The sequence below is a fragment of the Shewanella sp. S1-49-MNA-CIBAN-0167 genome (assembly GCF_040310145.1).
Classification (GTDB): domain Bacteria; phylum Pseudomonadota; class Gammaproteobacteria; order Enterobacterales; family Shewanellaceae; genus Shewanella; species Shewanella psychromarinicola.
Genome location: NZ_JBEOPO010000216.1, coordinates 1 through 280, shown reverse-complemented (window position 1 = coordinate 280; position 280 = coordinate 1). Strand labels below are relative to the sequence as shown.

Genomic DNA, 280 nt, shown 5'->3' with positions numbered 1-280 from the left:
GCTGCAAGCAGCGACTTCTAAAGTATAGCGTATCTATATTACAATTAACGTAATACTACGCGCTTTTCAGTACCCGTCACGATAGCTTCGATACGACGGTTAACACGGTTAGCTTCAGCTGAGCTACCTTGCATAACTGGTTTAGTGACACCGTAACCAACAGAATTAATACGGCTCATGCTAATGCCATACTTTTTGTTTAGTGCACTTGCAACAGAAACCGCACGACGCTCAGAAAGCTTCATGTTGTATTCTGCTTTACCTACGTTAGACGCATGGC

Annotated in this window: 1 protein-coding gene; it reads right to left on the bottom strand. The window is 43.6% G+C overall.

Annotated elements, in window-relative coordinates:
* Positions 1 to 44: 44 nt before the first annotated feature.
* Positions 45 to 280: OmpA family protein (locus tag AAEZ00_RS21060; protein WP_351089828.1), on the bottom strand; the 236-nt coding region annotated here is incomplete at its 5' end.